Source organism: Arthrobacter sp. CP30 (genome assembly GCF_053470025.1).
Genome location: NZ_JBQEMM010000006.1, coordinates 66,521 through 89,602, shown reverse-complemented (window position 1 = coordinate 89,602; position 23,082 = coordinate 66,521). Strand labels below are relative to the sequence as shown.

Below are 23,082 nucleotides of genomic sequence, written 5' to 3'. Positions count from 1 at the left end.
GGGCGCTTTCGTCATTGGCTACTCATGGCTCATCCGAGCTTGACCCAGGTTCCACAGCGACTACTTTTGAAATCTTGGTTCACTGCGAGCGTCACTGTTGGCTGGCCGCCGGAGACGTTGTCATTTGCGACGATGTCGTCACCGTTCGTGCCGGACGTCGTTATCTCCCAGTAGCAGGAACCCGTGATAGCTCTTTCGGTGGTGTAGGTTCCCGGTTCCACCGTTCGACCGACAGTCCATGATCCGTCGGTGATGCTGCTCGCCGCTTTAGCCGTCTCAGCGACCTTCACCGCGTCCTCCCGTTTCTTCACAGCCGATTCAGCATCAGCAGCCTTCTTCTCACGGTCAGTAAGAGAAGCATCGAGAGTCTTCAATTCACTCTCTCTTGCCCGTGCGTCCTGAAGGTCCTTCAGAAGCTCCGCGGTTCGGTCTTGAGAGGCGTCTAAGCCCGAATCAAGTTGCGCTACCTTCGCCTTCTGCTCGTCGCGGTCCGCACTGACCGCCGCGTACTCCTCGCTCGTGGTGGGATCAGCAACAGCTGTACCAATTCCAATGCCGCCGCCGAGTAGTGCCAGCGCCAGAACGCCCGCTCCGGCCAGCTTGAAGTTCTTATTCATCTTCCCCAGATTTTCATTCGAGACATACTGTCATTGGAGGGTACTACGGTGGCGGCCATGGAGAGAGCTCCTCGCCCAGGCTGGCACTGCATCCCGTCCTCGAGGGACAGGTACGTCCAGCCCATCGGCCTACCCGCACCAACCGTCCGAGTGACAGCCACGGAGCGGAAGGCACTGCCGATCTGGTGCGACCTTGTCTACCCCGACGGCCACTCGCAGACCGTGACGGGCTTCGCGACGGCGTGGACGGACAGCATGGTCTTACTGCAGTGGGTCGAGTACTCGGCGGCGCGTGAGGTGTGGGTCAACGCGAACGTCGTCAGTCGCCGGCAACTCGAGGAACGCAAGCGACACCGGGCCGGCTAAAGGACCACGCAATCCATGAGCTCAATGCCAAGATCGCCACCGTCTTCGAACGTTCCTCGGATGGTGATGTCGGTATCGGGGACAGCCGCGGCGGCCTGGTCAGTTGGCACGTCGTTGCAGTTGACGGTCGTGAAGCTGAACTCAGCGCCGTCGTCGATGCGGACAACGTACTTAGTATCGTCGAGGAACTCGGTGTCGACCTTGCTGACGCTGCCGGCTACCTCGAGCACTTGGCCGGAGTACTTTGCATCAGCGGCGGCCTCGTTGCCTTCGAAGTCAGCAAGCAGCGTGGCCGCCTCGACGGTCATGGCTTTTGCATCAGCCGGAGGAGCGGCACCGTCCTGCGAGACCCCGCTTGTGCCTTCCTCCATCGCTGTCGACATAGCTCCGAAGAAGACTGAAGTCACGGTCGCGGCAATGATGATGGACAGGATCCCCAGGACAAGGCCGGTGATCGATGTGCCCTTCGGCTTGTGTGCCCGAGTTAGCCCGACGATTCCGAAGATCACGGCCAAGGGCCCGAGAATGAAGGCAGCGATGCCGAGGATCGGGATGATCGACGCGACGATGGCAACAATGCCGAGCACGAGCGCGGTGACGCCGAAACCGTTGCCCTGCTTGACGGGCGGCTGGTAATACGCGGGTTGGTATTGCTGAGCCAATGGTCCCCCTAGGACTGTAGATGTGATTGTGATTGTGGCACGCACAGCCGCGTTCCAGTGGTCTCGGTTCGATGTCTGTGCGAGGCGATACGCCACGGATACGCCACGAGGCACCTCCTACCCGCCCCTGACATGGGCAAACTTTCAGGTCCTGCCACGTTTACACCGTGGATGTCATCGGTTCGATCCCGGTAGGACCCACCACCGGCAGTACACGACAGAAGGAGTCCCGCCACGGCGGGGCTCCTTCTGTCGTCGAGGCGGACGGCAGGGCACGGCGTCGGGATGAGCGTCGCGGATGCGGCTATCGCCGGATCGCGACGACGAGCGCGGCATCGGCCGGAGCAGCGTCGGTGGAGTGTGTCCCGTCGTCGAGAGAACCGGTCTGGGGCTCGACCTCGACGATCGGTTCCAGGAGCTCAGGATCGATACCCGGTGGAGTCGGCTCGTGCCACCCCACGGATCCCTCCGGAGGCTCGACCTCGACGATCGGTTCCAGGAGCTCAGGATCGATACCCGGCGGAGTCGGCTCGTGCCAGGGGACCGATTCCGGCGGGATGCATGTGTAGGGGTCGGCCGGGTCGGTCCACCAGGCGCCGGCGGCGGTGATGGGGCAGTGCGGGTAGGGCGGTGCGGGCAGGTTCCCGGGCGGCAGGTCACCGCCCGTTCCGCTGCCGATCCCCGGGTCGGGTCGACCCGTCCCGCCGGCGTCCACGACGACGACTGTCACCTCCGCGGACGGCGGAACGTCGATCTGGACCTCGGCCCGCTCGACCATCACCGGCACCACCGGGGTGGCAGGAGGAACAACGGATGACGCGGGCCCGGCGACGGCGTCGAGCGGACGAGGCCCGGCCGGAACCGACGCGCCGGGGTCGGTGACTCCCGTCCCGACGCTGCCGGATCCGTCGGCGTCGGAAGGACCGACCGGGGTAGATACCGATTGGACGAACGGCTCGTCCGGAGGACCGGACACACCGGCACCGTGCCCCGGGGAGCGCTCGGCGACGCCTGCAGCAGTCACGCCGACGATCCCTGTCGGATCATCGACCCCCGCTCCACTGCGGAGATCGACGGCGACAGGCACGACGACGACGGCCGCGACAGTGCTGAGAACGATGGCGAGAGACCTGATCGACGAACGCATTTTCCACCCCGGGTGAGAGACCTATGGGTAGACCGTAGGACGCCCAGGGCGGCGCCGGAACAGTAGCCGATACTCGAATCGTTCAGTGACTACTTGCTTCCGGCAGCAGGCAGCACGTGTCGGTCCGGGAGGTCGGGCAATTCGTCGGCGAGATAGGTGAGGGCCTCGGAGACGCCCGCCTCGATCTTCAGCGAGGCGAACTCGTCCCCCCTGGTCCACCCGCGGTTGACGATCACCACGGGCTTTCCCGCCTTGCAGGCGTGCCGCACGAACCTCAGTCCGCTCATCACCGTGAGGGAGGAGCCCGCGACCAGCAGGCCCTCGGCGCCGTCCACCAGCGCATACGCCTCCGCGACGCGGTCCTTCGGGACGTTCTCGCCGAAGTAGACGAAGTCCGGCTTGAGCATGCCACCGCACACCGGACACGGTGCCATGACGAAGTCGCCCGTGTCGTCGACATCGGCGTCCGCGTCGGGAGCCACATCGCCCGCGTCGGACTCCCGCTCCAGGTAGCCGGGATTCAGGTCCTCGAGGATCTCGGCGATCCGCGATCTCGGGAACGTCGACGAGCACTGCAGGCACACCACGCGGTCGAAGGTCCCGTGCAGGTCGATGACCCTCGTGCTGCCTGCCGCGGAGTGCAGCTTGTCGACGTTCTGCGTGATGAGCCCGGACAGCAGGCCGCGCTGCTCCAGCCGTGCCACGGCCGCGTGGCCGGCGTTGGGATCGGCCCGGCGCAGGTGTCGCCAGCCCACGTGGTTCCGGGCCCAGTAACGCCGCCGCAGCACCTCGTCGCCGACGAACTGCTGATAGGTCATGGGATTGCGGGGTACGGATGTGGGCCCGCGGTAGTCGGGGATCCCGGAGTCCGTGCTCAGGCCCGCTCCCGTGAGGACGGCGAGGCGTCGGCCGGCGAGGAGGGACACCGCACGCTCCAGTGCTGCGCGCTCCTCCGGGCCCAGCGGTGCAAGGGCCGCGGAGGGGGTTTCGCTCACGAACCCGGTCAGACCGAGCCTCGGGTTGGACTCCGGTCCCGGGAGATCGTGCTGCCGGACGGGACGGTCCCCCGCCGAACTCGTCGTCACGCCCGGACCGTGGGGGTCACGGCGTCACAGGGCTGCTTCGACCGAGGACAACGCGTGGGCGTAGTCGGCGATCGGGCGTCCCTGTCCGTGGTCGGAGGACACGACGGCGCGGACCGTGCCGGAACCGTCGAGGACATAGCTCACACGATCGGCGTAGCCCTTCGTGTCGTCGAACGCCTCGTAGCTCCTTGTGACGGTGCCGTGCGGCCAGAAGTCGGCGAGGAGATCGAAGGAGATGTCGTTGGCGTCTGCAAAGGCACGAAGCGTGTACTTGTGGTCGACCGAGACGGCGACGAGCGTGACGCCTGCCGCGTCGAACAGCTCCAGGTTGTCGCGCAGCTGGCCGAGTTCGTCCGTGCAGACGCGGGAGAAGGCGAAGGGGAAGAAGACGACCACGGCGCCGCCCACCAGGGAAGAGCTCTCGACGACCTCGCCGAACTGGTTGGCGAGCGTGAAGGCGGGTGCGGGGGAACCGATCTCGAGGGGCATCGCTACTGCTTCCGTCGGCTGACCAGCCGGGTGGCGGACCATTCCCTGGACACGCCGGCCGAGGAGGTCGAGTGGAGGCCGGCGGTAGGAGCCGCCTCCTGGACGTCAGCGGGCGGCACATATCCTGGGCGGCCGGACTTCGGCGTGAGGAGCCAGACGACTCCCCCCGCCCCGAGTGAGGTCAGTGCGTCCACCAGGGCGTCCACGAGGTCGCCGTCGCCGCTCCGCCACCACAGGATCACGCCGTCGACGACGTCCTGGTCGTCCTCCGTGAGCACTTCGGACCCGAGGCCGTCCTCCAGTTCCTCCCGGAACTCGAAGTCGACGTCGTCGTCGTATCCGAGCTCCTGAACGAGGTCTCCGTTCTTGAAACCCAACTTGCCTGCCACGTTGACCGCAGTGGCGGCTTCAGCCTCGCTCACTTAGCTCCTCCTGGAAAGACGGGCCTGACGTGCCCTCGTATGGTTGTACATTGCTACCAGCCAACACCTTTATACGCCAAGCATCAAGCCGGAGGGCGCTTTTGGCCGCCGTCGTCCGCAGGCACGCTCGGACCGGCCCCCGGACGTGGCGTGCGCAAGCCCTCGGCGTAATCTGCCCGGCGACCCCCATCCCGCTACGCACGGACCGTACGGCGGCGATAGAGTGAACCGATATATGGCCACGGTGCTCACACCGTCCGGCCGAGCATGCATCTCTGCGCGGGCCAACGAGCCGTGCGCAGGCATAAAACGACACAGACAGAATCTGTGGAAGTGGAGAGATATCGCGTGGCTGTTGAACAAGGTACGGCGGATATTCTGAGCGGTCTGACAGTCGGCAAGCCCGACGGGGATCCCGAGGAGACCGCTGAGTGGATCGAATCCCTCGACCAGCTGATCCGCACCCAGGGCACCGAGCGCGCGCAGTACATCATGCGTTCGCTCCTCCAGCGTGCCGGTGCGCAGTCCGTGGGCGTGCCCATGGTCACGACGACGGACTACGTCAACACGATCCCCGCCGACCAGGAACCCGAGTTCCCGGGTGACGAGGAGATCGAGCGGAAGTTCCGCGCATGGCTGCGCTGGAACGCAGCTGTCATGGTGCACCGCGCCCAGCGCCCCGAGATCGGGGTGGGCGGCCACATCTCCACCTACGCCGGCGCCGCAACCCTGTACGAGGTGGGCTTCAACCACTTCTTCAAGGGCAAGGACCACCCGAGCGGCGGGGACCAGATCTTCTTCCAGGGCCACGCCTCCCCCGGCATGTACGCCCGCGCCTACCTCGAGGGACGGCTCACCGAGGAGGACCTCGACGGCTTCCGCCAGGAGAAGTCCAAGGAGGGCCACGCGCTGTCCTCCTACCCGCACCCGCGCCTCATGCCGGAGTTCTGGGAGTTCCCCACGGTCTCCATGGGCATCGGCCCCATGAACGCCATCTACCAGGCGCAGTCGAACCGCTATCTGCACAACCGCGGACTGAAGGACACCTCCGACCAGCAGGTCTGGGCCTTCCTCGGCGACGGTGAGATGGACGAGCCGGAATCGCGTGGTCTGCTGCAGCTCGCCGCCAACGAGAACCTGGACAACCTGAACTTCGTCATCAACTGCAACCTGCAGCGTCTCGACGGACCCGTGCGCGGTAACGGCAAGATCATGCAGGAGCTCGAGGCGTTCTTCCGCGGTGCGGGCTGGAACGTCATCAAGGTGGTCTGGGGTAGGGAGTGGGACTCGCTGCTCGCCAAGGACGACGACGGCGCCCTGGTCGACATCATGAACCAGACGCCCGACGGCGACTACCAGACGTACAAGGCCGAGTCCGGAGGGTTCGTCCGCGACCACTTCTTCGGCAAGTCCCCCGAGACCAAGGCCATGGTGGAGGACCTGACCGACGCCGAGATCTGGAACCTCAAGCGCGGCGGGCACGACTACCGCAAGGTCTACGCGGCGTACAAGGCCGCGACGGAGTTCAAGGGCAAGCCGACCGTCATCCTCGCGAAGACCGTCAAGGGCTACGGCCTGGGGTCGCACTTCGAGGGACGCAACGCGACCCACCAGATGAAGAAGCTGACCAACGCCGATCTCAAGGCGTTCCGCGACCACCTCCGGATCCCGGTCACCGACGAGCAGATCGACGACGACCTCTACAACGCTCCGTACTACCACCCGGGCGCCGACGCTCCAGAGATCAAGTACCTCCTCGAGCGTCGCCGTGAGCTCGGCGGATTCATCCCCGAGCGCCGCACCAAGCACGCGGACATCGTGCTGCCGGGCGACAAGGCGTACGAGATGGCCAAGCGCGGTTCCGGCAAGCAGATGGCCGCGACCACCATGGCGTTCGTGCGCATCCTCAAGGACCTGATGCGGGACAAGGAGTTCGGCAAGCGGATCGCGCCGATCATCCCCGACGAGGCGCGCACCTTCGGGATGGACTCGTTCTTCCCGACGGCGAAGATCTACAACCCCAAGGGTCAGAACTACCTGTCCGTGGACCGCGACCTGGTCCTCGCGTACAAGGAGTCCATCGAGGGGCAGATTTTGCATGCGGGCATCAACGAGGCAGGATCGATGGCCGCCTTCACCGCGGCGGGCACGGCGTACGCCACGCAGGGTCAGCCGCTCATCCCCATCTACGTCTTCTACTCGATGTTCGGCTTCCAGCGCACGGGCGACTCCATCTGGGCGGCAGCCGACCAGATGGCCCGCGGTTTCATCATCGGAGCCACGGCCGGCCGCACCACGCTGACCGGCGAGGGCCTCCAGCACGCGGACGGTCACTCGCCGATCCTCGCGTCGACGAATCCGGCCGTCATCACGTACGACCCGGCCTTCGGTTACGAGATCGGGCACATCGTCCGTGACGGCCTGAACCGGATGTACGGCGACATCGGCGACAAGCCTGAGTCCTTCCGCAACGTCATGTACTACATCACGGTGTACAACGAGCCCTTCGTGCAGCCGGCCGAACCGGAGGAACTGGATGTCGAGGGACTGCTCAAGGGCATCTACCTGCTGAAGCCCGCCAAGGTCGACGGTCCCCGCACGCAGCTGCTGGCCTCCGGCGTGGCCGTGCCGTGGGCGCTCGAGGCACAGAAGATCCTCGCGAAGGACTGGGGTGTGTCCGCCGACGTCTGGTCGGTCACGTCCTGGAACGAGCTCCGCCGCGACGGCCTCGATGCCGAGGAGGACGCCTTCCTCAACCCCGGCGCCGAAGCCCGCAAGCCGTTCGTGACGCAGCAGCTCGAGGGGGCCACGGGTCCGATCGTCGCGGTCTCGGACTTCATGAAGGCGGTTCCCGACCAGATCCGGCAGTTCCTACCGAACGAGTTCGCGACCCTCGGTGCCGACGGCTTCGGCTTCTCGGACACACGGGCTGCGGCACGCCGGTTCTTCAAGATCGACAGCCACTCCGTCGTCGTCCGCGCCCTCGAGATGCTCGCCCGCCGGGGTGAGGTCGACGCGAACGCGCCGAGGGAGGCCATCGAGAAGTACAGCCTCCTCGACGTGAATGCCGGGACCACCGGTAACGCGGGCGGGGACGCCTAGTCCGGCCACCGGCCCGACGGGCGACGGCGGGACGCAGCGCACGCTGCGTCCCGCCGTCGCCCTTTTTGTAGCCTTCTCACAAAGGGGGAGCAGCGTCGCCGAGACCGTATGCTCGAAGCATGCGGCAGCCCGACCATGTCCCCGCCACCTCCTCCGGCACGTCCTCCGGCACCAGGCCCGGCGCTTCCGGTGCCACGAACGCGGGTGCCGCGCCCCCCGATCCCGCCACCGTCGAGAAGCTGCGCGCCACGATCGGTTCGCTCTCGACGGCGACGCTCAAGCAACTCGACACGGACCTGCCGTGGTACCGGGGACTCCGCCCGGATGAGCGTTCCGCCCTCGGCATGGTCGCCCAGAAGGGTATCGCGTCCTTCGTCAACTGGTACCAGAAGCCCGTGTCCCCCGCCTGGGTGCTCAGCGATGTCTTCGGGACGGCCCCCACCGAACTCACCCGCTCCATCAGCCTGCAGAAAGCCCTCCAGCTCATCCGCGTGGTGGTGCAGGTCGTCGAGGACCACGTGCCGTTCCTCGCGCCTGCCGCCGACCAGGCGCCGCTCCGCGAAGCCGTGCTCAGGTACTCCAGGGAGGTCGCCTTCGCCGCGGCGGACGTCTACGCGCGTGCCGCCGAGACCCGCGGCTCCTGGGACACACGCCTGGAGGCCCTCGTGGTCGACGCGATCCTGAGGGGGGAGAGCTCGGACGCACTGCGCTCTCGGATCGCCGCGGTGGGCTGGAGCTCCCAGGCCCCGATCACCGTCATGGTCGGCAGCGCCCCATCCGAACCCAATGCGGGCTTCCTCAACGAGCTGCGGAGGATCACCGGGCGTCTCGCCGAGGACGTCCTCGTGGGGATCCAGGGCGAACGGCTGATCCTCGTCCTCGGCGGTGTCCGGGATGCGGACAAGGCCTATCCCAGGATCAGCGAACTCTTCGGCGACGGCGCCGTCGTCTTCGGCCCGGAAGCCGAGTCGCTCGTCGCGGCGAGCACGTCCGCGCAGGCCGCTTTCGCGGGCCTCACCGCTGCCCGAGCGTGGCCCTCCGCCCCCCGGCCGGTGTCCTCGGAGGACCTGTGGCCCGAACGGGTCATCTCCGGCGACGACACTGCGCGCCGCGCCCTCGTCCGCAGCATCTACCGTCCCCTCCTCGCAGCCTCCAACGGTCTCGAACAGACGCTGTACGCGTACCTCACCCTCGGACACTCCCTCGAAGCCACATCGAGGTCACTCTTCGTCCACGCCAATACCGTGCGGTACCGCCTGCGGCGCGTCTGTGACGTCACGGGGTGGGATCCGCTCATCCCGCGCGAGGCCTACGTCCTGCAGACCGCGCTCGTGGTGGGGCGGCTGGCCGCTGCCACGGCACCGGCCGGCACCGGCTCCGCCGCGGCCGGGGGAAGCACCCGGACCTCCCGGCCGGCCAGTGTCGACAAGGGCATGACAGCCGCGGGGAGAGCCGCAGCCTTGTAGACTTCCTACAACGCGACACCGTCAGCTTGGTTCTGCTGAACACCCGATATTGCCCCTCCCCTTTGGAAAGCTGGAAGAGTGCTTGCAATCGCCTGCCCCGGACAGGGCTCCCAGACTCCCGGCTTCCTCGCCCCCTGGCTCGAGCTCCCCGGAGTCCGCGAGCACCTCGAGCAGCTGAGCGCCCGCGCAGGCACCGACCTCGTCCGCCATGGGACCACCTCCGACGAGGAGACCATCAAGGACACCGCCGTCGCGCAGCCGCTCATCGTCGCCGCCGGACTCGTCACGGCCCGCCTGCTCCTGACCGGCCACACGATGACCGCAGCGACCGTCGTCGCCGGGCACTCCGTCGGTGAACTCACCGCCTCCGCCATTGCAGGGGCCCTGACGGAGGACGACGCCGTCGCCTTCGTCCGCGTACGGGCGAACGCGATGGCCCAAGCGGCAGCAGCCACGCCCACCGGCATGAGCGCGGTGCTCGGCGGTGATCCCGAGGAGGTCGCCGCACGGCTCGCCGACCTCGGGCTCACGGCGGCGAACGCCAACGGCGGAGGACAGGTGGTGGCAGCGGGAACCCTGGAACAGCTGGCCGGCCTCGCCGAGAACCCCCCGGCGAAAGCCCGCGTGATCGCCCTCAAGGTCGCCGGCGCCTTCCACACCGCGCACATGGCGCCCGCCGTGACGGCGCTCGAGGAGCTCCGGCCCACGCTCACGCCGGCCGATCCCACGGCGACCCTCATGTCCAACGACGACGGGAAGCCCATCGCCACCGGCCAGGGCAACCTCGACAGCCTGATCGCGCAGGTCTCCCGCCCCGTGCGCTGGGATCTGTGCATGGAATCGATGCAGGCCATGGGGGTCACGGGGATGGTCGAACTGTCCCCCGCCGGCACGCTGACGGGCCTGGCCAAGCGCGGAATGCGCGGTACGGCCACCCTCGCCGTAAAATCTCCTGAGGACCTGGACGCCGCGCGCAGCTTCATCGAGGAACACTCGCGGACCACGGACCCGGTCACCGCACCCATCTCCGAAGGACCTCAGTGAGCATCAGCGCCATCAAGCAATCACCCCTGCGTGAGCACACGCGCATCCTCGGCGTCGGCGCCTACCGGCCCGAGATCGTCGTCACCAACGAGGACGTGTGCCAGTGGATCGACTCCTCCGACGAGTGGATACGACAGCGCACCGGCATCGTCACCCGCCACCGGGCACCGCGGGACGTCAGCGTCATCGACATGGCCGAGGCAGCAGCACGGGAAGCACTCGTCGCCGCCGGGATCGAGGCGTCGCAGCTCGGCGCCGTCCTCGTGTCCACCGTCACCCACCCGCACGCGACACCCTCCGCGGCCGCGCAACTCACCGATCGCCTGGGAGCCACCCCCGCACCGGCTTTCGACATCTCTGCGGCATGCGCCGGCTACTGCTACGGCATCGCCCAGGCTGACGCGCTGGTGCACGCCGGGACCGCCGAGTACGTCCTCGTGGTCGGCGTCGAGAAGCTCTCGGACTTCATCGACAACTCCGACCGCACCATCTCCTTCCTCCTCGGTGACGGAGCCGGGGCCGTGGTCGTCGGCCCTGGCGATTCGGCCGGCATCGGCCCCTCGGTCTGGGGTTCCGATGGCAGCAAGCACGGGGCGATCCGCATGACGAGGTCGTTGCTCGACACGCGGGACTTCTCGCTCGGGACCGTCTCCACCGAGGGCGAGGCCGAACAGGACGCCGACGCCGCACGCGAGAGTCTCTGGCCCACCATGCGCCAGGACGGGCCGACCGTCTTCCGCTGGGCGGTCTGGGAGATGGCGAAGGTGGCGCAGCGCGCGCTCGACGCCGCCGGGGTGACTGCCGATGACCTCGCGGTCTTCCTGCCGCATCAGGCCAACATCCGTATCATCGATGAGATGGTGAAGCAGCTGAAGCTCCCCGACCACGTGTACGTGGCGCGGGACATCGTGGATGCAGGCAACACCTCGGCCGCGTCCATCCCCCTCGCCATGCACCGCACGCTCAAGGAACAGCCTGAACTCAGCGGCACGCTCGCGCTGCAGATCGGGTTCGGGGCCGGCCTCGTCTTCGGGGCACAGGTCGTGGTCCTTCCCTAGTTTTCAAGCCCAGACCGTGACAGCGCGGTTTGACCATCCCCGCCGGTGTACCGGCAGCAACAGAAAAGGAGCCACCATGGCTAGCAACGAAGAAATCCTGGCCGGTCTGGCCGAGATCGTCAACGAGGAGACCGGCCTCGCGCCCGAGTCCGTCGAGATGGACAAGTCCTTCACCGACGACCTCGACATCGACTCCATCTCGATGATGACGATCGTCGTCAACGCCGAGGAGAAGTTCGGTGTGCGGATCCCCGACGAAGAGGTCAAGAACCTGAAGACCGTCGGCGACGCCGTGAACTTCATCTCCGGCGCTCAGGCCTAGTCCTGCAGCTCCCGGCGCTACGGCCGCTCCCGGTGTCACCTGCCGGGGGCGGCCGTCTCCGTCATCCCTGCGCCCCGTTCCGCCGGCGCACGCCCTAGCTTCGAAAGAGTGACCATGCCACGCAAAGTCGTCATCACCGGACTCGGTGCAACCACCCCGATCGGCGGGGACGTCCCCACCATGTGGGCCAACTCCCTCAAGGGAGTATCGGGCGCCCGGACCATCGAAGCCGACTGGGTGCAGCAGTACGAACTGCCCGTCACCTTCGCCGCGCAGATCACGGTGCCGGCGTCGGAGGTGCTGTCCCGCGTGGAAGCCAAGCGCATGGACCCGTCGACGCAGTTCGCCGTCGTCGCTTCCCGCGAAGCCTGGCGGGACTCCGGGATCGAGGACATCGACAAGGACCGTCTTGCGGTCGCCTTCGCAACGGGCATCGGCGGCGTCTGGACCCTCCTCGACGCCTGGGACACCCTCCGCGAGAAGGGGCCGCGGCGCGTCCTGCCCATGACGGTACCGATGCTCATGCCGAACGGGCCCGCAGCAGCGGTGAGCCTTGATCTGGGCGCCCGCGCCGGCGCGCACACTCCCGTCTCCGCCTGCGCCTCGGGAACCGAGGCCCTGCATCAGGGACTCGAACTCATCAGGTCCGGCAAGGCCGACGTCGTCGTCTGCGGCGGTGCGGAAGCCGCGATCCACCCGATGCCGATCGCTGCCTTCGCCTCCATGCACGCGCTGTCCCGGCGGAACGACGACCCCGAGTCGGCGTCGAGGCCCTACGACACGAACCGTGACGGCTTCGTCATGGGCGAGGGCGCCGGGGCGATCGTCCTCGAGGCCGAGGAGCACGCACGTGCCCGCGGTGCCCGTGTCTACGCCGAGCTGGCCGGGACGTCCGTCACCGCCGACGCCTACCACATCACTGCCCCTGATCCCGAGGGCCTCGGAGCCACGCGGGCGCTCAAGGCGGCGCTGTTCGACGCGCGAGCGCAGGCAGAGGACGTGGTGCACGTCAACGCGCATGCGACCTCCACGCCGGTCGGCGACAAGCCGGAGTACACGGCGTTGAAGGCTGCTCTCGGCTCGCACCTCGATCAGGTCGCGGTTTCCGCGACCAAGTCGCAGACGGGCCACCTGCTCGGGGCGTCCGGTGCCGTCGAAGCCGTCATGACGGTCCTCGCCCTGTACGAACGCACGATGCCGATCACGATCAACCTGGACGACCAGGATCCGGAGATCCCCCTCGACGTCGTCACAGCGCCGCGCGACCTGCCGTCCGGGGACATCGTCGCACTCAGCAACTCGTTCGGGTTCGGCGGGCACAACGCCGTGATCGTCCTCCGCAGCGTCTGACACCTGCTACGCGAGAAGGCGCCGCCCCGGACGGGGCGGCGCCTTCGTCGTTGAGCCGCGGACCCGACGCTATGGACGAGGGGCACGGGCGGTGATCCCGTAGTGCGGATCCCCTGGATCACGCTGCGCGGCAGGGCGCAGACGGACGGGATGCGGTGGCTCAGCCGACCTGGTGCAACCAGCGCACCGGCGCTCCCTCGGCTGCGTGGCGGAAGGGCTCGAGCTCCTCGTCCCAGGACTCACCGAGGGCGAGGGACAACTCGTGGTACACCGCTGCGGGATCGCCGGCGCCGGCCTCGTAGGCGTACCGGATGCGATCCTCGGTCACCATGATGTTTCCGTGGACGTCCGTCGTGGCGTGGAAGATCCCGAGCTCTGGAGTGTGGGACCACCGGCCGCCGTCGGCGCCTGCGCTCTGCTCCTCGGTCACCTCGTAGCGGAGATGCGCCCAGCCGCGGAGAGCGGATGCGAGCTGCGCGCCGGCTCCCTGGGGGCCGACCCAGGACAGTTCTGCCCGGAGCATTCCGGGCGCGGCAGGCTGAGCCGTCCACTCCATGTCGATGCGCTTGTCCAGCACCGAGCCGATGGCCCATTCGACATGAGGGCACAGCGCAGTAGGGGCCGAGTGCACGTACAGGACACCGCGCGCCATCACAACAGACATTCCATCCTCCATAGCTGTAGGTACGTCTTCCCCAACGACCTGCACTGGCTGATGAAACTGCGAACGAGCGTGCTGCTACCTTACGAGACCCACCCGCACCGGAGTGCGAGCTCTGTGTTGCCACTGATCATTGTGCCCGACGAACCTGAATTTCGCCACTGTAACTACCGCGGTGCCATTTGAGCGGCAGCGCCGCGCCGGAGCTGGGCCACACTCCCTGCATCAGGCGCGCGGATGAGCCTGCTCGTGGCTGCGTCGGAGTCGATCGACCGAGACGTGGGTGTAGAGCTGCGTGGTGGCGAGGCTGGAGTGCCCGAGCAGTTCCTGCACGGCGCGGAGGTCGGCCCCGCCGTCGAGCAGGTGGGTCGCCGCAGTATGCCTCAGGGCATGGGGGCCTCGGGCTGCCGTGTCATCGAGCGCATCGAGCGCCTCCTTCACCTGGCTTCGGACCGACCGCTGGTCGATCCGCCCTCCCCGCCTGCCGAGGAACAGGGCAGGTCCGCTCGCCGGGCTGATCCATTGCGGACGGCCGTGGCGCAGCCACGCCTCGATCGCGTTACCGGCGGGCTCGCCGTACGGAACGGTCCGCTGCTTGTCGCCCTTGCCGGTGACGACGAGGGTACGGCGCCCCGTGTCCACGTCGTCGATGTCGATCCCCACCAGTTCGCCGACGCGGACCCCGGTGGCGTACAACACCTCGAGGATGGCACGGCGCTGCAGGAGGCCGGCGTCAGTACCGGCGTCCGATACCGGCCCCTCGAACAAGCTCTGTGCCTGGGCATGGCTGAGGACCGCGGGCAGCGCGCTGCTGCGCTTGGGCGCACGGAGCCGGAGGGCCGGATTGGCCGGGACCAGTTCTTCACGCACCGCCCAGTCCATGAGGGTCCGGACGGATGCCGCCCGCCGGGCCAGGGTCGAGCGAGCCAACCCTGTGTCGTCGAGCACGCCCAGCCAGCTCCGGAAGTGGCGGAGCTCGAGCTGGCCGAGGCTCGTGACGCCGGCCTGCTGCGCGTGGCTGAGGAAGAGGCGGGCATCCTTCAGATATGCCCGGATCGTATGAACGGACCGGTTGCGCTCGAACGCCAGATAGTCCTCGAACGCCCGCAGCGCGGCGGAGAAGGCGAACTGGTGCGCGGCGTCGCCCGGCGACTCGACGACCGCCTGGTGCCCTGCGGCGTCGTTCGCGACGGTGCCGGCCTCGACCCCGCTGTCCGTGACTGTACCGGCCGCGACGGCGTCATCCTCGACCGCGTAGTTCGGGGTCGGGCCGTCCGCGACGGCATCGACCACGTGTCCCCTGTTCATGTCGCCTCCGTGCACGTCACCAGTATCTCCCCGGATCAAGGTTCCGCCCGGAAGGAGCGCCCTGCCGATCCCCCTGCACCTCCGCACTACTGCACCTCACCCGATTCAACCGGTGCAGCCGCACGAAGAGGGGTCCTGGGATGATCGGCCGTTTCGTGCTCCAGAAGGGCCGTCTTCACGCCGATGCCTGCTGCGTAGCCCACGACTGCGCCCGTACTGGCGACGATACGGTGTCCGGGCACGATGATGGACACCGGATTGGCTCGCACCGCGGCTCCGATGGCCCTGCCCATGCTCGCATTGCCCAACTGCTCGGCGATGTCGCGATAGCTGCGACGCTCGCCGAAGGGGATGTCTGTCAGGGCGGCCCACACCGAACACTGGAACGCGGTGCCCCGCAGTACGACGGGGACGTCGAACTGTTGCCGACTTCCTGCAAAGTACTCCCGGAGCTCACCGGCCGTCCGCACCAGAAGTCGCCGTGCCGCGTCCGAAACGACGACGACGCTCTCCCCCGCTGCTGCGATGGGACGGCCCCGCTCGCCGACTGCATCGTCGCCCGCCGTCAGAGCGGACGGGGGCATCACGTGGCCGCATGGCACATCTACTGGTGGGTCGGGCGGCACCGACGCCAGGTGTCCTAGGACCTCCGCGGTGGGACGCGGCACGTGCTCTCCGTGATACAGACCGATGACAGCTTCACTGTCGACCACGATGCGAAGTGTGCCGACGGGACTGTCGACGTCGAGGTACCAGCGAACGTCGCGTCGCCCGGCAGATTTCCGCGGACCGGTGGACCGGGTTTCGGACATCAGGATCTCCTTCAGGTGCGTTCGTGCGGGTGCATGGGGGTTCATCGGGGCTCGTGCGATGGACACCTGTGGTACCGACTCAGGAGGGCAGCAGGGACAGCGGTCCGCAACAGTTCAGGCCTTCTGCCGGCGCCACCCCTCCGGCGTCCTCACGGCGAGCCCTGCGAGTTCGAGTCGACCGAGTCCGCCCATCACCTGCCGGGCGGACAGCCCCGCCACGACGGCCAGCTTGTCGACCGTCGTCGACGCACGAACCGGAAGACCGTCCAGAACCAGCAGATCGGGGATGGCGAGCCCGTCCTGCTCCTTCGCGGGCGTCGCGGCCTCACGCGTGCGATCCCCCGTCGGGAGGCTGCCGAGGGGCCCTGCGAGCTCGGCGACGTCGGCCGCATCGGTCACGCAGACTGCCGTACCGTCCCTCAGCAGCCGGTGACACCCCGCCGAATTGGCCGAGTGCACCGACCCTGGCACAGCCCCGACAGGGCGCCCCAGGCCGGCCGCATGATGGGCCGTGTTCAGGGCGCCGGACCTCCAGCGGGCTTCGACGACAACCGTCACCCCGCTCAGTGCAGCGATCAGCCGGTTGCGTTGCAGGAACCGCCACCTCGTCGGCGAACTGCCGGGAGGCACCTCCGAGATGAGTAGTCCCCGTTCTGCGATGACGCGCAGAAGCTCCTCATTCCCTGCTGGGTAGTAGCGGTCGATGCCGCAGGCGAGAACGGCGACGGTCGGCGGAAACCCGTCATCCTCCCCCGAGGCGAGCGCGGCGCGGTGAGCCTGGGCATCGATCCCGTAGGCACCACCGGACACCACCGAGTACCCGCGGGTGATGAGACCGGCGGCCAGGTCCGCCGTCACGGACGCTCCGTAGGAGGTGCTGTCCCTCGATCCGACGACGGCCGCCAGCCGACGGCGGTCGGGGATCTCAGGCCGGCCGCGCACCCACAGACACAGAGGAGCAGCTGATTGCAGATCGTCCAGCGCGCCGGGCCACTCTCCCGACTCCGGTGTCACCAGACGACCCCCGAGGCGCGCGAGAGTCGCCAGATCGCGGTCGGGCGCGAGGTCGGCGAGGCGAGGCGCCCACCGGTCCAACCCCTCCTGCAGGTGGTCGCGGCTCCCGTGCTCCGTCAGGTCCAGGAGGTCGTAGAGCTGTGCTCGGATCTCGCGCCCGGCCCTGAGCTCCCTCCGGGCGATCCGCAGGGCATCGACGGCACCCACCACAGCCGCCAGCCCGAGCCCGACCGTATCGGACGGCTCGAACAATCTCGACAGGGCAGCCCGCGCCTGAACCGCGGCCGAGACGGGCGCGCTCACGCGGCACGCTCCTGAAGTCGGAACCCCAGGGCGGTGACGACGTCGTCCGCATCAGGGCTCCCGCGGCCGCTGAGGTCGCAGATGGTCCACGCCACAACATGGATCGTGTTCTGGCGCATGTTGCTCAAATAAGAAGACCGTGGCGTCACGTCGTCAAACAGCCGCCACGGCCTTTTCCGAACCCCGCTAGGAGATTCATCATGAATGCTACAACAAACGTCGCTGCTGTCGTGCCCTCAGGCTTCAAGATCGACGCAGGAAACCCGCAGCTTTTCTGGGGCCCAAAGGTCGAGGCTGAGCACTACTACCTGCACCTCACCTGGAACGCCTCCACCGGTGAGGCTGAGCTTTACACCGAGATCAGTGATTCCCTCCCGGTAGACGCCATGCTGAACCTCGCCGTAGATCTCGCCGTGATGGCCGGAGTGGTGCGGAACCTGACGTTCTAGCCTGCTCCCCACTCCCGCAGGTACTGCCAAGACAGGAGGGTGTCCTCCTCATATTGGTGGTCCTGCGGGAGCTTCGGCTTCCCGTGCCGGAGGAACGTGTTCCGTAGCTGCTCTTCATACCACTCGGACTGGTGCTGCTCGACTAAGCGGTTGGTCTTGCCTCGGTCTCGGCCGGCGAGCGTGCGGGCTACCTCGAGGCTCACAGCAGCAGGAACGATATAGCCGCGCTCGGACTGGTAGGAGTCTTCGTGATGTGGAACCAGCTTGCCTAGGGCTTCTTCGAGCTGCTGGACGTTGAGGATGCATGCCACTCCCCCGCCGCGGTCAATGCTGTGATGCACAACGTCGGGCTCGAGAAACGTGTCGAATACCAGCCCGACGGCGTAACGAAGTCCTTCACTGATATCCGGAGACGCTGCCGTGAGTCGTGCCCAGTTCGCCTCATCCTGCCGTCGCTGGTCAACATCCGCCCACCGGACCTGGAGCCGCTGTGGTGGAACCCACTCTTCAGCGTCGTCCTCATCTAAGAAACGGACAAGGACCTTACGCTGTCGGCCCTTACCCGGTCTCAGAAATTGGACGCGTTGGAATTCCCCTTGGACGCCCTGCCTGTACCCATATCCATCGCCCTCGTGGAAACGATGCTTGGCGCTCACTTACCTGTCACGCGACTGATCGCGTTGATGATATCGGTCAGACCAGACACAGGGACTGTGTCCTCATCGGGCTTGGCTCCGAGGTGAGCAATGTAGCTCTTGCCGAATGCCCGGTCGACCAATTCGAGCCGTGCAGAGTCAACGTTTTCCTGATCCGCATTTGTCGCGAGGAAGGGGCCGAAAGTTCGCAACTCCATTTCCATCCGCTTGCCAGCCGTAGCTTCATTCGAGAATCGGCTACCCAGTCTGATGGCTACAGCAGCCGCGGAACCCGCTAGGACGCCGAAGGATGCTCGCACACCGATGCTCTCCCAACTTGGGGGACTATCGACCGCGGTTAGGATCAGAGGGATGAAAGGTATCGCTGCTGCGATGAGGAAGATAAACCCAAGCACGAACAAACCGGAGCTGCTCAGGCGAGCGTTCCGAGACGCAGTAGCAAAGTGCTTAGCGAGGACGTCCGCAGCACCGAGGGAAGACAGCTTCTCGTAGTCCGAGATCGTCCCCTGAAGCTTGAGCAGAGCATCATCAGCCTGCGCGTTCCGTAGAACCAGATCCTTCTCGATCCTGTTGTAGTCGGCTTTCCACTGGTTGTCGGTCTGGACACGCCACTCTTTGAAGGCGTCCGAGTTTTGAGCCTTCATTCCATCAATGGTTTCTAGCCCCGTTTGCACCACTTGGTCTATCCGCGTTGACGCAGCGACAATTTGATCTGAGACCTTCATCGCAGAGGCTTCCACCCGCCCAAGGGACACCTGAGTAGCGTTCTGCTTCTCAAGCATGCTGTCTTCGATGGAGTCGAAACGCTGTAGCACGTTTGCTTGCCGGACTTCCTGCTGTTTGAGATGTTTTGCCTGCATCTCAAGGAGGTCCTCGAAAAGTGTGTTCATCTGAGTGACAGCTGCGCCCTTCGCATACCGTCGCGGCCAGGGAGCCATGTCGACCAAGAGCGACTCCGCATACGGAATAGCAGACGTGGTGTGTGCTCTGTACTGAGTAGTCGATACGCGGTTGGCCATGTACGACGACACCTGCTGGACGTGCGACACCAAGGAATCGAGCATTGGTCCCGTGAAAAAGGCGGCGTAAGCGGTCCCCATTTCTCGATGGGACAACACATAGTCGAGCAAAAATTGAATGCGCTCGAGCTCAACAGCCTCATCGCCGTCAACAGGCTCTATGCTCTCCACCTGGTCGAGGGCATCCTCGACCATCTTCCAAAGTGGGTGAGAGTCGAACTCAGAGCGCTTCACTACAGGCCTCCTAGGGTTTGAAGGCGACCTTACAGGAGCGACCGTGCTCATTCGCTTAACGGCAGAGGTGCCCCAGCTTGGAAGGAATGGGGCACCCTACGCTCGCTAGACCTGGGTGATCGTCGGCCTGTTCCAAGGGCCGGCGGTCTTCAGTACGAAGTTGACGATTCGCCAGGACTGGACCTGCCCTGCGCCAGACGTGTTCCGGATGACGGTCTGAACTACTGAGTCACCGGTGAGGTTGGAGTGGCTGATCCAGTTCCCACCGCCTTGGCCCGGGGGGATGTCTGTCAGGGCGGCGAACCGGTCAGTGTTCGCGTAGTAGGGCAGCGCGGGGTCGAGGTCGATGAGCCTGGTCACGCTGGCCGGGATACTACGGGTGCGCCGACCGTATGCTTCGACGCTGGCGTAGTTCGTGCCGTCCGCATGGACCGGCGTCGGATAACCGGTCACGGCAGCCCCGGAGATCTCCACGCCGTCCGGGGTGTAGATGTTCACGCCCCTGTAGGCGCCCGTAGCCGGTCCGGCGGCCTGCAGCCCAAACAGCTTGAACGATGTCACTCCCGAGCCCGTGTAGATGGCGCTGTTGGCTGATTCACGGGTTGTGAACCCGGTGACCGTCACCAGGTCCCCTGTGGTCACTGACAGGTCGTACTCCGCCCCAGTCCACCCGCGTACGTTCACGCCCGCGAGGTTGATGTCAGCGGACCGGAACTGCACCGCGATCGCGATGTCTCCGGTGCCGTAACCGCCACGTCCTACAGCCTCGAAGCCGTTGATGCTGACGCCGATGTAGGCGCTGATGGACAGGGCCCTCGGTGTCGCGTCGTCCTGGAAGCCCTTGTCATTGTTCGGGTTGATCGACACGAGGTTGCTGGCCGTGATGTTGCGAGCGGTCTTCGACACAGGGTTGCTGCCCGAGTGGTAGCCGATATGCCGGAAGTTGTACGACCGGACCGAACCGGTGTCGTGGTGCCCGTTGATCGTGACGTCCTGAGCAGCGGACTCGTTCCCGTGCCCCTTGACCTCGACGCCGGCATAGCAGCCGAAGGAGCGGTTACCGGTGAGGGTGATGTGCGCAGAGTCCCCGTCGATCTCGAAGCCGTTGCAGTTGTCCCGGAGGCGCGGGTTGTAGCTGAGGCAGTTCGTGAACTTGATGTTGTCCGAGGAGTGGCAGGTGAAACCGTCGTCCCCGAAGTTCGTTGCCTCGCATTGGAAGAACTCGACGTCGCTCGAGCGGAGAGTGGCTGCCGCACCATCTCCGAGGTACGGGTAATCAAGGGCCCCACGAGTGACATCGAAGCCGTGAAGGATTGGATTGACGGTCTCGACCCGGTCCACGTAGAAGTGGCGCACGTTCCGCCAGACCATCGTTGAGCCGCGAGAACCGCCGGGGGCGAGAAGCGTGCCCCCCTGCCGCATGCAGTTCCCGTCGATGGTGAAGTCGGCGAAGTATCCCTGCACGTTGCCGGTCATGTTCGCGTTGGTGAAGAGTGATACGTCGGCGGGTGCCGCGTCGTGGACATGAAGGACGGTCTTCCGCTTACCGTCCCCGCGGAACACGCTGCCGTCACCCCACGCAGGAGCCTTTGACAGGTAGTAGTGGCCGGCGGGTGCGTACACGGGTCGGCCGGTCTGGCGGGCAGCCTCGAACGCCTGCCAATCATCCGTCGATCCCGGCACACGATTTGGGGCGAGGTAGTCCTTCACGTTCGCGTACTGATCGCCGCGAGGGACGAACATGCTCCGGCCGTTGGTCTCGCTGAGCAGTCGGTTGTCCGGTGACTCACCGCGAGCCCGCCCCATACCCGATGGGGCTTCGATGGTAAGGGTCATGCTGGCCTCCTAGGCCTTCAAACGGGGCGGTATGCCGCTCTCCCGTGTGGAAAAAAACCGTGTGTAGCGTGACTTCCAGGCAGAGTCATGCTCGCGTCAGATTGCTGGTGGCCGGGACGCCCCTTCCCGTAGGGGGTTCGAGCCGCGGGCGGCTGTGGCGGCCGGCTGACTCTGCCTGGGAGTTGCTCTACTTGCGGTCGAAGAAAAGGGTGGTGGGCCATCCGGTGGCGCTGGTGAGTTGCCTGTAGGAGGGCTCTAGCGGTTGTCCGCTCGTGATTCACCATCTGTCCCGCGCTGACGGGTGCAGTTGACGCCACCGGATGGAGTCGTTGCCTGACCTAGGCGGTCAGGGTGATCTTGGTGAGGTACGTGGGCTGGATGATGGCCGGGTGCACGCGCTCCTCGACTCGGGTGCTGACCCGGTTGTGCTCCCAGTCACCGGTGGCGAACCCTGACTCCACGCGCAGCCCGGAGGTGTGGGAGTAGAACACACCGAGGCCGGGGGTGGTGAGGTACATGGTGCCGGCGGGGATGGCTGGGGTGGAGGTGAGGGGCACACCGTGGACGCTGCTGGGCGTACCGCTGAGGGGGTCCATGGTGTACTCCCCTGAGCCCGTGGACTTTAGGGTGCGGATGGCCGCGATGTCGAGGGGGTTCGCGATGATCCTGGTGGGGCTCAGCCCGTTCGATGCTTCTGCTGCACCGATCGCGCCGGCGATGGTGTCGATGGCCTGTGCCTTCGCACCGGTGCTCGTGAGGGCGCCGGCTGCAGCGCTGAGCTTGGCGAGGACGAGGCGGTTCTCCTCGAGGAGGACTGAGCGGGTGGCTTCCTTCAGGATGTAGCTGATCAGGAAGGTCGCGTCCTGGCTGAGCTCGTCCGTGTAGGTGAACCGTACGGCGATCTTGTCGAGGGACAGTTCCTTGGGCTCGAGGTCGAAGCTGAGCTCGGGCTTCAGGCCACCTTCGGGGACGATGGCTGCGCCGGAACCCTGGCCCATGACGTAGTACTTGATGTTCGCATTGGCTGTCGTCTGCTGGTCGAATAGCTCGCGGAGAGCTGTTGCCGAGGATCCCGGTGGGACGTTGACGACCGTGTTGCCGATGGCTTCCTGGCTGACACTCGCGGAGGTGATAGCTTCCTTGCGGAAGGGCATGTTGAAGCCATAGGAACTCTTCTGCCGAAGTGCGAGGGACAGGCCGTTCTTCACCTCGGTGGCGTCGAAGCCGAGGCCGTTGTGCCGTTCACGGTCACCGGGTCCTTCTCCGCCGAACGCGGTGAGGCGGGCCATGGTGGCGTCGGACTTCTTGGCGGCCGCCGCCCACTCATCGATCTTCTCGATTTCCGTGAAGTAGCCTTCGACCTGCTTTTCTTCGGTTGCGGTGAAATCGCGGTTGGATGCCTTGGCGCCGTCGATGATGGTCTGTGCCTTGCGGAGGAGTTCGGCTCGTTCGGCTGTTTTGGTGTGTGCCATTGGAATTCCCCTTTCGAGGGGTGCAAGTGCGGAAGATAGACCCGTTGTGGGTGTTGTCCGCAGAGGGAGTGGGTTACATCCGGGGCTGTTGCTCTACGCGGTTCGCTTGCAAAGCGAATGGCGGAGCTGCACCCGGTCGGTGAGACTGGCGGGCGGGGTGATTACCGTTGGCCGTCTATGTACCTAGG

The 23,082-nt window shown here is 66.2% G+C and carries 23 protein-coding genes; 8 read left to right on the top strand and 15 right to left on the bottom strand.

All coding sequences use genetic code 11. The annotated features are described in order from the left end of the window. Positions 1-29: 29 nt before the first annotated feature. Positions 30-617, bottom strand: coding sequence for a hypothetical protein (locus tag ACTIMO_RS09975; RefSeq protein ID WP_448182321.1), 588 nt, complete (start codon positions 615-617; stop codon positions 30-32). Positions 618-767: 150 nt separating this feature from the next. On the opposite strand from ACTIMO_RS09975, the gene ACTIMO_RS09970 reads away from it, so the two are divergent. After that, positions 768-983 (top strand): hypothetical protein, encoded by a 216-nt coding sequence (locus tag ACTIMO_RS09970; protein WP_448182320.1) that lies wholly within the window; start codon positions 768-770, stop codon positions 981-983. Here the strand turns inward: ACTIMO_RS09970 and ACTIMO_RS09965 are convergent. The 5 genes from ACTIMO_RS09965 to ACTIMO_RS09945 all read right to left on the bottom strand — a co-directional run bounded on the left by ACTIMO_RS09965 (position 980) and on the right by ACTIMO_RS09945 (position 4,788). Continuing rightward, on the bottom strand, positions 980-1,645 hold the full coding sequence (locus tag ACTIMO_RS09965) for an OB-fold protein (RefSeq protein ID WP_448182319.1): 666 nt from the start codon (positions 1,643-1,645) through the stop codon (positions 980-982). The two genes, ACTIMO_RS09970 and ACTIMO_RS09965, sit on opposite strands and share 4 nt — an antisense overlap. A gap of 304 nt (positions 1,646-1,949) precedes the next feature. Continuing rightward, positions 1,950-2,792, bottom strand: coding sequence for a hypothetical protein (locus tag ACTIMO_RS09960; protein ID WP_448182318.1), 843 nt, complete (start codon positions 2,790-2,792; stop codon positions 1,950-1,952). A gap of 89 nt (positions 2,793-2,881) precedes the next feature. Continuing rightward, positions 2,882-3,799, bottom strand: a complete 918-nt coding sequence (locus ACTIMO_RS09955) for an NAD-dependent protein deacetylase (RefSeq protein WP_448182387.1) — start codon at positions 3,797-3,799, stop codon at positions 2,882-2,884. 102 nt (positions 3,800-3,901) lie between these two features. Beyond that, entirely contained in the window at positions 3,902-4,366 is a 465-nt protein-coding gene (locus ACTIMO_RS09950) for a redoxin domain-containing protein (RefSeq protein WP_235499047.1), read from the bottom strand. A gap of 2 nt (positions 4,367-4,368) precedes the next feature. Continuing rightward, the gene (locus ACTIMO_RS09945; protein ID WP_191931470.1) at positions 4,369-4,788 is read right to left on the bottom strand and encodes a DUF3052 family protein; all 420 of its coding nucleotides are present in this window, start codon (positions 4,786-4,788) and stop codon (positions 4,369-4,371) included. A gap of 348 nt (positions 4,789-5,136) precedes the next feature. Here ACTIMO_RS09945 and aceE point away from each other — a divergent pair, with 348 nt between their 5' ends. The 6 genes from aceE (at position 5,137) to fabF (ending at position 13,130) form a co-directional block, all read left to right on the top strand. After that, positions 5,137-7,890, top strand: a complete 2,754-nt coding sequence (aceE, locus tag ACTIMO_RS09940; RefSeq protein WP_448182317.1) for a pyruvate dehydrogenase (acetyl-transferring), homodimeric type — start codon at positions 5,137-5,139, stop codon at positions 7,888-7,890. A 119-nt stretch (positions 7,891-8,009) separates the two neighbouring features. Beyond that, complete coding sequence (locus ACTIMO_RS09935; RefSeq protein ID WP_448182316.1) at positions 8,010-9,356, top strand: PucR family transcriptional regulator; 1,347 nt, start codon at positions 8,010-8,012, stop codon at positions 9,354-9,356. Positions 9,357-9,434: 78 nt separating this feature from the next. Then, a complete protein-coding gene (locus ACTIMO_RS09930) occupies positions 9,435-10,400 on the top strand; it encodes an ACP S-malonyltransferase (RefSeq protein ID WP_448182315.1) in 966 nt (321 codons plus the stop codon). Then, positions 10,397-11,458 carry a beta-ketoacyl-ACP synthase III gene (locus ACTIMO_RS09925; protein WP_448182314.1) on the top strand — a complete coding sequence of 354 codons (1,062 nt, stop codon included), beginning with the start codon at positions 10,397-10,399 and terminating at the stop codon, positions 11,456-11,458. Before ACTIMO_RS09930 ends, ACTIMO_RS09925 begins: the two co-directional genes overlap by 4 nt. A 76-nt stretch (positions 11,459-11,534) precedes the next feature. After that, positions 11,535-11,780, top strand: a complete 246-nt coding sequence (locus ACTIMO_RS09920) for an acyl carrier protein (protein ID WP_019482900.1) — start codon at positions 11,535-11,537, stop codon at positions 11,778-11,780. Positions 11,781-11,894: 114 nt separating this feature from the next. Then, entirely contained in the window at positions 11,895-13,130 is a 1,236-nt protein-coding gene (gene fabF / locus ACTIMO_RS09915; protein WP_055773338.1) for a beta-ketoacyl-ACP synthase II, read from the top strand. A gap of 160 nt (positions 13,131-13,290) precedes the next feature. Here the strand turns inward: fabF and ACTIMO_RS09910 are convergent, their stop codons facing one another. From ACTIMO_RS09910 to ACTIMO_RS09890, 5 genes are all read right to left on the bottom strand, one after another. Further along, positions 13,291-13,794 (bottom strand): DUF3145 domain-containing protein, encoded by a 504-nt coding sequence (locus tag ACTIMO_RS09910; protein WP_055773336.1) that lies wholly within the window; start codon positions 13,792-13,794, stop codon positions 13,291-13,293. Between the two features lie 222 nt (positions 13,795-14,016). Beyond that, a complete protein-coding gene (locus ACTIMO_RS09905; RefSeq protein ID WP_448182313.1) occupies positions 14,017-15,099 on the bottom strand; it encodes a tyrosine recombinase XerC in 1,083 nt (360 codons plus the stop codon). 86 nt (positions 15,100-15,185) lie between these two features. After that, positions 15,186-15,683 (bottom strand): methylated-DNA--[protein]-cysteine S-methyltransferase, encoded by a 498-nt coding sequence (locus tag ACTIMO_RS09900; RefSeq protein ID WP_235499045.1) that lies wholly within the window; start codon positions 15,681-15,683, stop codon positions 15,186-15,188. 342 nt (positions 15,684-16,025) lie between these two features. Beyond that, entirely contained in the window at positions 16,026-17,228 is a 1,203-nt protein-coding gene (gene dprA, locus ACTIMO_RS09895) for a DNA-processing protein DprA (protein WP_448182312.1), read from the bottom strand. Then, positions 17,225-17,347: a hypothetical protein gene (locus tag ACTIMO_RS09890; RefSeq protein WP_448182311.1), complete on the bottom strand. Its 123-nt coding sequence runs from the start codon at positions 17,345-17,347 to the stop codon at positions 17,225-17,227. The genes dprA and ACTIMO_RS09890 overlap by 4 nt, the downstream gene beginning before the upstream one ends. Positions 17,348-17,428: 81 nt before the next feature. On the opposite strand from ACTIMO_RS09890, the gene ACTIMO_RS09885 reads away from it, so the two are divergent. Further along, positions 17,429-17,677 carry a hypothetical protein gene (locus ACTIMO_RS09885; RefSeq protein WP_448182310.1) on the top strand — a complete coding sequence of 83 codons (249 nt, stop codon included), beginning with the start codon at positions 17,429-17,431 and terminating at the stop codon, positions 17,675-17,677. Here the strand turns inward: ACTIMO_RS09885 and ACTIMO_RS09880 are convergent. From ACTIMO_RS09880 to ACTIMO_RS09865, 4 genes are all read right to left on the bottom strand, one after another. Continuing rightward, a complete protein-coding gene (locus ACTIMO_RS09880) occupies positions 17,674-18,333 on the bottom strand; it encodes a hypothetical protein (RefSeq protein ID WP_448182309.1) in 660 nt (219 codons plus the stop codon). The genes ACTIMO_RS09885 and ACTIMO_RS09880 overlap by 4 nt on opposite strands. After that, positions 18,330-19,586: a hypothetical protein gene (locus ACTIMO_RS09875; RefSeq protein ID WP_448182308.1), complete on the bottom strand. Its 1,257-nt coding sequence runs from the start codon at positions 19,584-19,586 to the stop codon at positions 18,330-18,332. Before ACTIMO_RS09875 ends, ACTIMO_RS09880 begins: the two co-directional genes overlap by 4 nt. Positions 19,587-19,691: 105 nt before the next feature. Then, on the bottom strand, positions 19,692-21,422 hold the full coding sequence (locus ACTIMO_RS09870; protein ID WP_448182307.1) for a glycosyl hydrolase family 28-related protein: 1,731 nt from the start codon (positions 21,420-21,422) through the stop codon (positions 19,692-19,694). Between the two features lie 338 nt (positions 21,423-21,760). Then, positions 21,761-22,894, bottom strand: a complete 1,134-nt coding sequence (locus ACTIMO_RS09865) for a phage major capsid protein (RefSeq protein WP_448182306.1) — start codon at positions 22,892-22,894, stop codon at positions 21,761-21,763. Positions 22,895-23,082: the final 188 nt, after the last annotated feature.

Coding starts and splice junctions, on each gene's coding strand:
- ACTIMO_RS09885 (WP_448182310.1), top strand. CDS start 17,429: ATGAATGCTACAACAAACGTCGCTGCTGTCGTGCCCTCAGGCTTCAAG.
- ACTIMO_RS09975 (WP_448182321.1), bottom strand. CDS start 617: ATGAATAAGAACTTCAAGCTGGCCGGAGCGGGCGTTCTGGCGCTGGCA.
- ACTIMO_RS09890 (WP_448182311.1), bottom strand. CDS start 17,347: ATGCGCCAGAACACGATCCATGTTGTGGCGTGGACCATCTGCGACCTC.
- ACTIMO_RS09865 (WP_448182306.1), bottom strand. CDS start 22,894: ATGGCACACACCAAAACAGCCGAACGAGCCGAACTCCTCCGCAAGGCA.
- fabF (WP_055773338.1), top strand. CDS start 11,895: ATGCCACGCAAAGTCGTCATCACCGGACTCGGTGCAACCACCCCGATC.
- ACTIMO_RS09960 (WP_448182318.1), bottom strand. CDS start 2,792: ATGCGTTCGTCGATCAGGTCTCTCGCCATCGTTCTCAGCACTGTCGCG.
- ACTIMO_RS09935 (WP_448182316.1), top strand. CDS start 8,010: ATGCGGCAGCCCGACCATGTCCCCGCCACCTCCTCCGGCACGTCCTCC.
- ACTIMO_RS09910 (WP_055773336.1), bottom strand. CDS start 13,794: ATGTCTGTTGTGATGGCGCGCGGTGTCCTGTACGTGCACTCGGCCCCT.
- ACTIMO_RS09920 (WP_019482900.1), top strand. CDS start 11,535: ATGGCTAGCAACGAAGAAATCCTGGCCGGTCTGGCCGAGATCGTCAAC.
- ACTIMO_RS09950 (WP_235499047.1), bottom strand. CDS start 4,366: ATGCCCCTCGAGATCGGTTCCCCCGCACCCGCCTTCACGCTCGCCAAC.
- ACTIMO_RS09900 (WP_235499045.1), bottom strand. CDS start 15,683: ATGCCCCCGTCCGCTCTGACGGCGGGCGACGATGCAGTCGGCGAGCGG.
- ACTIMO_RS09905 (WP_448182313.1), bottom strand. CDS start 15,099: ATGAACAGGGGACACGTGGTCGATGCCGTCGCGGACGGCCCGACCCCG.
- ACTIMO_RS09870 (WP_448182307.1), bottom strand. CDS start 21,422: ATGACCCTTACCATCGAAGCCCCATCGGGTATGGGGCGGGCTCGCGGT.